Origin of the sequence: Streptomyces sp. Ncost-T10-10d (assembly GCF_900091955.1) — a bacterium.
GTDB lineage: Bacteria > Actinomycetota > Actinomycetes > Streptomycetales > Streptomycetaceae > Streptomyces.
Genome location: NZ_FMDF01000193.1, coordinates 1 through 10,304 on the forward strand (window position 1 = coordinate 1; position 10,304 = coordinate 10,304).

3 protein-coding genes are annotated in these 10,304 nt (G+C 70.6%); 1 reads left to right on the forward strand and 2 read right to left on the reverse strand.

Annotated features, from left to right (window positions below):
• Positions 1-6,599, reverse strand: a 6,599-nt coding sequence (locus GA0115254_RS34210) for a non-ribosomal peptide synthetase (RefSeq protein WP_141720962.1), incomplete at its 3' end; no start/stop codon positions are given.
• On the reverse strand, positions 6,599-10,072 hold the full coding sequence (locus tag GA0115254_RS34215; RefSeq protein ID WP_370740989.1) for a non-ribosomal peptide synthetase: 3,474 nt from the start codon (positions 10,070-10,072) through the stop codon (positions 6,599-6,601). The genes GA0115254_RS34210 and GA0115254_RS34215, both read right to left, overlap by 1 nt.
• Here GA0115254_RS34215 and GA0115254_RS46830 point away from each other — a divergent pair.
• Positions 9,974-10,177: a hypothetical protein gene (locus tag GA0115254_RS46830; RefSeq protein ID WP_256102917.1), complete on the forward strand. Its 204-nt coding sequence runs from the start codon at positions 9,974-9,976 to the stop codon at positions 10,175-10,177. The two genes, GA0115254_RS34215 and GA0115254_RS46830, sit on opposite strands and share 99 nt — an antisense overlap.
• Positions 10,178-10,304: the final 127 nt, after the last annotated feature.

The window sequence follows — 10,304 nt, forward strand, 5'->3', positions numbered from 1 at the left end:
GACAACGTCGACGCCTCAACCCCCACCGCCGTGTCATTCCACTCACTCACGACCCGGTGCAGCCCCACCTCGTCCAGAACCGGCACAGAGCCCAACGGCATCTCCGGACCACCGTCCAGCGCCACCTCCAACGCCGACACCAGACCCTCGACGGCTGTGCACACCAGCACGCCCACCGCCTCCGGATCCGCAGGCGCCACTGCATCCACGGCCACTCGGATGGCCTGTCCGTTGTCGTCCACGGTCACCGCGAGGGGGTAGTTGGTCGTGTCCCGGGAGAGCAGAGTCCGAATCCCGCCCGCCTCGTCGTCGGCCGGCTCCTCCACCATCGGTGGGCCGCCTGCCTGGTCGGCTGTGTGGCGGTAGTTGAGGAAGGAGGTGAACAGCGGCGAGCCTCCGATGAGTCCGCTGGCCTGCTGTGCCAGGGCGAGCGGCGCGTGCTCGTGTTCAAGGAGCTGCGCCAGCTGGCCGCGCATCGCGGACACCGCACCCAGGACGCCTGGCTCGTCCGTACGCAACCGCAGCGGGAGCGTGTTGATGAAGGGACCGGGTACGCGGTCGGCGCCGGCTCCGGAGTTCATCCGGCCGAACAGCACCGTCCCGAACACCACATCGTCCCTGCCGCTGATCACGCCGAGTACCCGAGCCCACGCGACGTGCATGACCGTCGCCACGCTCGCGCCCAGTCGCCGCGAGACCGCTCGCAGCCGCGCGTCCAGCTGGGGTGCCAGCGGCCTGGCCGCGCGTTCGACACCGGCGCCGACGCCGCGCACGTCGGTCAGCCCGTACGGGGCCGTCGGCTCGGTGACATCCCCCAGCAACTCGGCGAAGTAGCGCTCGTGCTCCGAGCGCGGGACCCCGACGCGCGCTTGCGCCACGAAGTCGCGGAACGGCAGCGGCTCCGGCAGCTCGTCGCCTCGGCCGGTGAGGAACGCCTCGATCTCGCCCAGCAGCACCTCCAGCGCGGTGTGGTCCTGCACCATGTGGTGGACCCGCACCAGCCCGAGTGGGCGGCCCGCCGGGCCGGCGGTCGTGTAGAACTCGACCAGGGGCGCCCGGGCCAGGTCCATCGAGGAGCCGACGGCCGCGACCAACTCGTCCACCGGGTCGGTGCTCTGCGGGTCCGGCGTCAGCTCGACGACGGGCAGGACGGCCTTGCGCCACACCACCTGGACGGGCTCCCGCAGCCCGTCCCAGACGATGCCCGTCCGCAGGATGTCGTGCCGCTCCAGCACGTGCTGGAGCGCCTCGGCGAACCGGTCGAGCAGCTCGCGTGAGCCGAACTCCAGGACGGTCGGCTGGACGTAGGCGTCGTCGCCGCCGTCGGCGAGCAGGTGGTGGAAGAGCAGGCCCTCCTGGAGCGGGGCGAGCGGGTAGACGTCCGCGATGTTCGCGGCGCCGCCCTCCACGGTCGCAACGACGCGGTCGATCTCCTCGGCGCTCAGGTCGACGAGGGGGAGCATCTCCGGGGTGATCGCGGTCGCGTCCGCCGGGATCAGATTGTCCGGCACTTCTGCCTGCTTCACGCCCGCCGAGCGAGCGAGGCCGGCCGGCGTAGGGCTGTCGAACAACGCTCGCACCGACAGCGCCACGCCCTGGGTCTGCACCCGGCTGATCAGCCGAACGGCGAGCAGGGAGTGGCCGCCGAGGGCGAAGAAGTCGTCGTCCACGCCCACGCTCTCCAGGCCGAGGACCTCGGCAAACGCGGCACACAGCACCTCCTCACGGGCGTCGGCCGGGCCACGCCCGGCGCCGGGGACGAAGTCGGGCGCGGGCAGCGCCTTGCGATCGACCTTGCCGTTGGCGGTCAGCGGCAGCTCGTCGAGAACGACGAACGCGGAGGGCAGCATGTAGGCGGGGAGGTTCCGGCCCAGGTGCGCACGGAGTTCGGCCACGTCCAGGTCCTCATGAGGGACCACGTAGGCAGCCAGCACCGCATCGTCAGAGGTGTCGCGGCGGACCGCCGCCACCGCCCGGGCCACCCGCTCGTGGCTCTCCAGGACGGCCTCCACCTCGCCCAGCTCGATACGGAACCCCCGCACCTTCACCTGGTCGTCCGCACGGCCCATGCACTCCAGCTCACCGCCCGCGCTCCAGCGGGCGACGTCTCCGGTCCGGTACAGCCGTTCCCCGGAGGCGAAGGGCGACGCCACGAAGCGCTCGGCCGTCAGGCCCGGTCGGCCCGCGTACCCGCGCGCCAACTGAGCCCCCGCCAAGTACAGTTCGCCCAGCACACCGGCCGGAACCGGCCGCAGCGCCCGGTCCAGCACGTACGCCCGCATGTTGGCGAACGGGCGGCCCACCGGTACCGCACCGACGGTGACGTCGGCCGAGGTGGCCCACACCGTCGCCTCGGTCGGCCCGTACATGTTCACCGCCTCGATCCCGAGGTCCGCGAAGCGCTGCGCCAGCTCACGCGGCAGCGCCTCACCACCGACCAGCGCCCGTACGCCGGCAGGCCAGCCCACCGTGTCGAGCAGCGCCCGCCACAGGGACGGCACCGCCTGCAGCACCGTCGCACCCGACGAGACCACCAGCCCCGTCAACGCGGCCGGATCCCGCACCACGTCCCTCGGCGCGACGACCACGGACGATCCCGACACCAGGGGCAGGAAAAGTTCCAGCGCCGCGATGTCGAACGACACCGTCGTCACCGCCACGAGCCGGTCCCCGGCTCCCATCGCCACTCGCCGACCGGCACCGAACAGGTGATTCACCAGCGCATCGTGCGAGACCATCACGCCCTTCGGCCGCCCCGTCGAACCCGACGTGTAGATCACATACGCCGCGTTCCCGGGCGCCACAGCCCGACCCGGCGGCACGCCCACGGCACCGGCCGGCTCCGCGACCGTGCCGGTCTCGTCGACCACGACCACCGGCACACCCGCCGGCACCACATCCACGACCGCCGAGTGCGACACGACCAGCTGAACACCCGCATCCGACAGCACGTAGGCGATCCGCTCGGCCGGGTACTCCGGATCGATCGGCAGATAGGCCCCGCCGGCCTTCACCACCGCCAGCAGCGCGACCACCAGATCGACCCCGCGGTCCATCACCACCCCTACGACGGACTCCGGACCGACGCCACGCCCGGCCAGCAGCCGCGCAAGCCGATTCGCCCGCTCGTCCAACTCCCGGTACGAGACCTCCGTACCCTCGAAAACCACCGCCGGCGCATCCGGCGTCCGCGCCACCTGCGCCTCGAACAAACCCGGCAGTGTCGAGGCCTCGACCTCAACCCCGGTGTCGTTCCACTCCTCCATCACCTGGTGCAGGCCCGCCGCATCCAGGACCCGCACCTCGCTCAACCGCGCCTCCGGACCACCGTCCAGCGCCTCCTCCAGCGCCGACACCAAGTGCTCCGCGGCCGTACGCACCAGCACACCGACCGCCTCCGCGTCGATCGCGCCGACGGCGTCGACCGTGAGCGCGAGGCCGTCACCGTCGTCGTCCACCGCGACGCCGAGCGGGTAGTTGGTGCGCTCGCGTGCGTACAGCAGGCGCGCACCCAGGTCGTCCGGCTGCTCCTCGACGGGCCGCTCCTCGCCCCGGCCGGTGTTGTGGCGGTAGTTGAGGAATGCGGTGAAGAGCGGTGTCTCGCCCGCGAGTCCGCTGGCCTGCTGGGCGGTCGCCAGCGAGGCGTGCTCGTGCTCCAGCAGGTGCGCCAGTTGGGCGCGCATCTCCGACACCGCCGTCAGGACGCCGGTCCCGGTCGTACGGACGCGCACCGGAAGCGTGTTGATGAACGGTCCAGGCACCTGGCCGGCTCCGGTACCGCCGCTCATCCGGCCGAACAGCACCGTCCCGAAGACCACGTCGTCCCGGCCGGACATCACCCCGACCGCCCGCGCCCAGGCCACGTGCAGGACGGTCGCCGCGCTCACTCGCAGTCGGCGCGCGACCTCGCGCAGTCGGCGCTCGGACTCTGGCGGGAAGGGCACCACGCGGCGGGTCACCGCCGCACCGTTACCGTGCACATCCGTGATCCCGAACGGGGCGGTCGGCTCGTCGAGGTCGCCCAGCAGGTCGGTGAAGTACCGCTCGTGTCCGGCACGTTCGGACTCTCTGCGGGACTGAGCCACGAAGTTCCGGAAGGGCAGCGGCTCGGGGAGGTCCGCACCGCGGCCGGTGAGGAAGGCGGCGACCTCCGAGAACAGCAGTTCCAGCGCCAGGTGGTCCTGCACCATGTGGTGCACTCGGACCAGCGCCAGCCGGCGGTCGCCGCCCGGCACGGCGGCCCGGTGCACCGTGATCAGCGGTGCCCGGCCCAGGTCCATCGACAGGCCGGCGGCCGCGATCAGGTCCGCGACCATGTCCTCGCTCCGCGGGTCGAGGGTCAGGTCCGTGACCGGAATCGGCGCGTGGCGCCACACCACCTGGACGGGCTCGGGCAGCCCCTCCCAGACGACCGAGGTCCGAAAGATGTCGTGCCGGTCGAGCACGTTCTGGAACGCCTCCACGAACGCGTCGAGCCCGGTGCTCGAGTCGAACTCCAGCACCGCGGGCAGCACGTAGGCGTCGTCGCCGCCGTCCGCCATCAGGTGGTGGAAGAGCAGGCCCTCCTGGAGCGGCCCGAGCGGGTAGATGTCCGCGATGTTGGCCGCGCCGCCGTGCACGGTGGTGGCGATCCGTGCGATCTCCTCGGCCGTCAGGTCGACCAGCGGGAGCATCTCCGGCGTGATTTCGGTCGCGCCGGCCGGGATCAGGTTCTCCGGCACCGTCATGCTCCGGTCGCCCGCCGTCAGCGCGAGCCCGGCCGGGGTCGGCGTCTCGAAGAGCGCCCGCACCGGCACGGTCACGCCCTGCGCGCGCAGCCTCTCGACCAGCCGGATCGCCAGCAGTGAGTGGCCACCGAGGGCGAAGAAGTCGTCGTCGGCGCCCACGCTGTCGAGTCCGAGCACATCGGCGAACGTGGCGCACAGCACCTCCTCACGCGGGTTCGACGGGCCTCGCCCGGTGCCGGCGGGGTACTCCGGCGGCGCGGGCAGCCGGCCCGTGTCCACCTTGCCGTTCGCCGTCAGCGGCAGTTCGTCGAGCAGCACCACGGCCACCGGCACCATCGACTCCGGCAACTGCTCGCGGACGAAAGCCCGCAGCTCCGCCGGGTCGACCTCCGCCCCCGGTGCGGGCACCACGTACGCCACCAGCCGACGGTCCGCCGCCGCGCCGGGCTGCCGCACCGCGGCGCGGCCGCCCGCCCTGTCGTCCGCGGCCTCTGCAGCGGATCCCCGCCCCGGGAACACCACCTCATCACCCGACGCGTCCACGACCTGCACGCCGCTCAACGACAGCTCCGGCGCGCCCGTCAGGGTGTCCAGCACGCGCGCCAGGCAGTCGGCGAGCACGGCAACCGTACGCGCCTCGAACAGGTCCGCCGCGGCAGTCACCGAGCCCCGGATCCCGAACGGCGCACCGTCCGGCCCGTAGACCTCTGTGAACGACAGCTCCAGGTCGAACTTCGCCACCGACTCCCCCGCCGGGGCCGATGCCGAAACCTCGACGCGCTCCCCGTGCAGGAGCGTCCGCGCGGCGTTCTGCAGGGTCAGCATCACCTGGAACAGCGGGTGCCGCGACAGCGAGCGCGCCGGGGCGAGCTCCTCGACCAGCTTCTCGAACGGCACGTCCTGGTGCCCGAACGCGGCCAGGCCGGTCGCCCGCACTCTGCCCAGCAGTTCGCGGAACGTCGGGTCATCGGACAGGTCCGTCCGCAGCACCAGGGTGTTGACGAAGAAGCCGACCAGATCGTCGAGTGCTTCGTCCGTTCGCCCGGCCACGTCCGTGCCGATCGGAAGGTCCGTCCCCGCGCCGAGGCGGGACAGCAGGACCGCAAGGGCCGCCTGCAGCACCATGAACGCCGTGACGCCCTCGCTCTGCGCCAGCTCCACCAGCCGGGCATGCGTCCGCGCCGAGATCTCCAGCCGCGCCCGATGACCGCGGTATGAGGCCACCGCCGGACGCCGGTGATCGAAGGGCAACGCCAGCTCTTCCGGAAGATCCGCCAACACCGCGCGCCAGTGGGAGAGTTGGCGGCCCAACAAGCTCGTCGGGTCGTCGGGGCTCCCCAATAGCTCACGCTGCCAGAGCGCGTAGTCCGCGTACTGCACCGGCAGGGGCTCCCAGACCGGCGCACGTCCTTCACACCGGGCCTCGTACGCCGTCATGAGGTCCCGTGTGAACGGCCCCATCGACCACCCGTCGCTCGCTATGTGGTGGAGCACCACGACGAGCAATTGCTCGTCCGGCGAGACGACCAGCAGCTCGGCGCGGATCGGCACCTCGGCCGCGAGGTCGAACGTATACCCCTCGACGGCCTCGACCGCAGCTTCGAGCCCGGCGGGCACAACCTCGACGACCTCCAGTTCCCATGCCAGGTCGTCGAGTTCGAGGATCCGCTGATGCGGCGTGCCGTCGACGGTGTCGAACACGGTCCGCAGCACCTCGTGCCGGCCGATGACGTCCCGCAGCGCGGCGTTCAGCGCCTCCCGGCCGACCTTCCCGTCGAGCGGGAGCACCACCGGAACGTTGTAGGTGGCGCTCGGCCCCTCCAGCTGGGAGATGAACCACAGCCGCTGCTGCGCGAAGGACAAGGGGATCATCAGGACTCCTTCTGGTTGCGCATCGGCCGCAGGGTCGGCCTGGTCGACGCCGACTGCTTCTCCTGCGCGAGTCGGTCGGCGAGGCCGGCCGGCGTCGGGGCATCGAACAGCGCCGCGATCTCCACCTCGACATTCAGCAGCGTCCGAATCCGGTTGATCAGGCGGACGGCGAGGAGGGAATGGCCGCCGAGGGCGAAGAAGTCGTCGTCGACGCCCACCTCGGGCACCCGCAACACCTCGGCGAACGCCTCGCACAGCACCCGCTCACGCTCATTCGCCGGAGCACGCCCGGCACCGGCCCCACCGGAAAACTCAGGGGCAGGCAGGGCCTTGCGGTCCAGCTTTCCGTTGCCGGTCATCGGCAGCTCGTCCATGACCACGACGGCGGAGGGAACCATGTACTCCGGCAGCCGCTCGGACGCGTACTTCCGCAGTTGGTCCGTCAGGTCGTCGACCTCGTCGTCGGCAACGACGTAGGCGACAAGGCGAATGTCGCCGGGTGTGTCCTCCCGGGCGATCACCGCAGCCCGGGCGACCTGCGGATGCCCGGCCAGCACGGCCTCGACCTCACCCGGCTCGATCCGGAAACCACGCACCTTCAGCTGCTCATCGCCCCGGCCGAGGAACTCCAACTGACCGTCCCGCCGCCACCGCGCGATATCACCCGAACGGTACATCCGCACACCCGGCTCGAACGGACACGCCACAAACCGCTCCGCCGTCAACCCCGCACGCCTCACATAACCACGAGCAAGCTGAACACCGGCTATGTACAGCTCACCGGCGACACCCGGAGCCACCGGGCTCAGCCGCTCATCCAGCACATACAGGCGCATGTTGGCAATCGGACGACCGACCGGCACCACCGAACCGACCTCATCATCCACCCGCACCTCGAACACCGAACAGCCGACCGTCGTCTCCGTCGGACCGTACTCATTCACCACCACCGAACCCGGAGCACGCTCCAACAAATCCCGCACCACCGAACCCGGCAACACCTCACCACCCACCACCCACGTCCCCGCCACACCCGCAACCTGACCATCCGTCAACATCTCCGACAGCAACGGAAGATGCGCCGGAACCACCTTCACCAGCCCGAAACCACCACCCGACGACCGCACCAACGACGCCAGACCCTCCACCCCGCCGACCTCGTCCACCACCACCGCCGCACCCGAGATCAACGGCACCACCACACTCGTCACCGTCAGATCGAACGCCAACGACGAATGCAACGGCACACCACCCACCGCACCGTACGCACCCGCCGCCCACCGCGCATAATTCGCAAGCCCGCCATGCGTGACCGCCACACCCTTCGGCCGCCCCGTCGACCCCGACGTATAAATCACATACGCCAGATTCTCCGCGGACACCGACACCTCCGGAGCAATCGCCGGCAGCATCGACAACTGGACGCCCATCACGGCCGAGTCCACCGCCACCAGCCGAACCCGCCCCGCCGGCAACCCCTCCAACACCTCCTCGCACGTCAGCGTCAACACCACGCCACCGTCCGCCAGCATGTAGGAGATCCGCTCCACCGGATACTCCGGATCCACCGGCAGAAACGCCGCCCCCGCCTTCCACACCGCGAGAACCGCCACCACCATCTCCACACCCCGCGGCAGACACACCCCCACCACCGACTCCACACCAACCCCCTGCGCGACCAAGAAATGCGCGAGACGGTTCGCCCGCTCATCCAACTCCCCGAACGACACCCCCACACCATCCGCAACCACCGCCACCGCATCCGGCGACCCCACCACCCGCGCCTCGAACAACCCCGGCACCAACACCGACCCCAGATCCACACCCGACTCGTTCCACTCCACCACCACCCGCCGACGCTCCACCTCACCCAACACATCCACCGCACCCACCAGCATGCCCGGGTCGCGCGTCACCGCATCCAACACCCGCACCAGACGGGCCCCGAACAGCTCGACCGAATCGGTGTCGAACAGATCCGCAGCCGCGGTAACCGAACCACGCAGGCCGCCCGGCGCGCCGGCCGCGTCGAACACCTCGAAGAGCCGCACCTCCAGGTCGAACTTCACCGCTACGGAACCGGCCCGCACCTCATCGGTCGTCCCACCGGCCGCGGCAGTATCCTGCCTCACCCGGTCGGTGACGTTGTTCTGGAGGTCCAGCTGGACCTGGAACAGCGGATGCCGTGCACGCGAGCGTGCCGGGGCCAGCTGCTCGACCAGCTTCTCGAACGGGACGTCCTGGTGCGCCAGAGCGGACAGTGTGGTCTCCCGCGCCCGGCCCAGGACTTCGCTGAAGGTCGGTTCGCCGGACAGATCCGTCCGGACCACCAACGTGTTGATGAAGAACCCGACCAGGTCGTCGAGCGCCTCATCCGTACGACCGGCATTCGCCGAACCGATCGGAATGTCCGTCCCCGCACCGAGCTTCGACAGCAGCACCGCCAGCGCACCCTGCAACACCATGAACGGCGTCACACCCTCGGCCCGTGCCACCTCCACCAACCGCGCGTGCACGGCCGCCGGAATCACCAGCGGCAGCCGGTGCCCTCGGTGGGAGGCAACCGGCGGACGTGGACGGTCCACGGGAAGCATCAGCTCTTCCGGTATTCCGGCCAGCGCCTCACGCCAGTAGTTCATCTGACGTGTGATCAGGCTGCTCGGGTCACGCTCGTCGCCCAGAAGCTCGCGCTGCCACAGCGTGTAGTCCGCATATTGGACAGGCAGCGGTTCCCAGTCCGGGGCCAGGTGCGCGGACCGTGCCTCGTAGGCGGTCGCGATGTCCCGGCTCAAAGGGCCCTCCGACCAGCCGTCGCCGGCGATGTGGTGGATCACGATCAGCAGCGCCCGCTCGTCCGGCCCCGCCTCGAACAGCCACGCGCGGATCGGCACCTCGGCCGAGAGGTCGAAGGAACAGCCCTCGGCTTCGGCGATCGCATCCTCCAGCACATCCGGTGCGACCTCCACAACCTGCAGCTCCCAGGCCAGGGCGTCGGCGTCAACGATCCGCTGGAACGGCTCACTCTCGCCCGCCGCATACAGCGTCCGCAGTACCTCATGCCGCCCGATGACGTCACGCAGCGCCGCACCCAGTGCATCGCTGTCCACACCGGCCGGGAGCGGCAGCCGGAACGGGATGTTGTAGGTCGAGCTCGGGCCCTCCAACTGGTCGATGAACCAGAGCCGCTGCTGGGCGAAGGACAACGGCACGCGCTTCGGCCGGTCAGCGGCCTTGAGCGCGATCCGAGCCCTCGCCGAGCCGCGCAGGCGGCCTGCCAGTCCAGCCACCGTCGGCGCCTCGAACAGCATCCGCAGCGGCACCTCCACACCCAGGACCACACGCACCCGGCTGATCAGCCGCACCGCGAGGAGGGAGTGTCCTCCGAGCGCGAAGAAGTCATCGTCGACCCCGATGCTCTCCAGCCCGAGCACCTGCGCGAACGCGGCGCACAACAGCTCTTCCTGAAGGGTCACCGGACCCCGGCCACCGCCGGTCGTGTACGCGGGGGCGGGCAGAGCCTTGCGGTCCAGCTTCCCATTCACGGACAGCGGCAGTGCGTCCAGGACGACCACCGCTGAGGGGACCATGTACTCGGGCAACCGCTCTGCCGCGAACTGCCGCAAGTGGCGCTGAAGTTCACCGATGCCCTTCGCGACGACGTAGGCGACAAGGCGGATGTCACCGGGGCTGTCCTCGCGTGCGACG